This window comes from Longimicrobium sp. (assembly GCF_048594345.1).
GTDB lineage: Bacteria > Gemmatimonadota > Gemmatimonadetes > Longimicrobiales > Longimicrobiaceae > Longimicrobium.
In genome coordinates, this window is record NZ_JBMDXM010000018.1 from 1 (window position 1) to 1,069 (window position 1,069).

General features: G+C 73.3%; 1 protein-coding gene. It reads right to left on the minus strand.

The annotated features are described in order from the left end of the window. The coding region (locus ACOJUJ_RS01670) for a lipoprotein (RefSeq protein ID WP_420125103.1) at positions 1-55 on the minus strand (55 nt) is incomplete at its 3' end. Positions 56-1,069: the final 1,014 nt, after the last annotated feature.

Below are 1,069 nucleotides of genomic sequence, written 5' to 3' on the forward strand. Positions count from 1 at the left end.
GGGCACAGGCGGACAGGCTGAAGGCGCTCAACAGGGCGAACAGGTATCGCTTCATCGCATCGGGCTACCGCGGACGGAGAAACTCCAGGACCGGCGATTCTGGCACGAAGCCGGGACCGGAACGCCCCCGACCGCCTTCACTGGCCCGTTCTCGTTCACGGCGGCGGGCAGGCACATGGGATGGGTCTGGGTGCGGTGCGCGGATGCTGGGAGCGTCTTCCCGGACCAGGGTCGGTGGCGCCAGGACAAACGTTCGGACGCACTGTGGCGGTGGCGATGGGCTGCTGGGGCATGGAGATCCGCGCTGCCCCCACCCGGCGCCGATGGCGCCGACCTCCCCCGCAAGCGGGGGGGGGGCTCGCAGCGACTGCGCCCGACGCGCCGCCCTGCCCTGCATCACTTCCAACACGCGACCCACACGCGGGCGGCGATCTCCGCGGTGATCGTGTTCGGCCCCTTCCCCCGCACCGCGGGGCATTGCACCCTTCACGGCTGGAAGGCTGGGACAGGGCGCATTTAGCGGCAAGCCTAAGGCGCCGACCTCCTCGCGGGGAGGGCAGTGATACCACCGGGCACGCCGTCCCCTTCCGCCGCACGCGAGACATTCGCGCGTGCGCGGTCGGCGTCGGGTTGCTATCGGCTATTTGTTTCGGCGCACGCCCGGCCCCGCGCAGCGCGCGGGGCGTTCGCCAAGCCCGCGCGGCAGTGCCGTCTCGGCGTCGACACCCCGCCGCCATCCGTGGCGATGCTTGGTCGCCCGATGAGGGCCCGGCCCGGCTGGCCGGCCCGCGTAGCACGCGGGGCGTTCGCCAAGGGCGCGAGGCAGTGCCTCGCAGCGCCCTCGACTCACCCTTGGCCGGGCGGTCGCGCATGCGCGGTCGGCGTCGGGTTGCTGTCGGCTATTTGTTTCGGCGCACGCCCGGCCCCGCGCCGCGCGCGGGGCGTTCGCCAAGCCCGCGCGGCAGTGCCGCGCAAGCGGGCTTGGCTCACCCCCTCGGCTGGTGGGTGGCGTGGAGGCGGTTGAGGTGTTCGCGGGCGACGCGGGTGGCGATCTGGGTCGGTGCCCGGG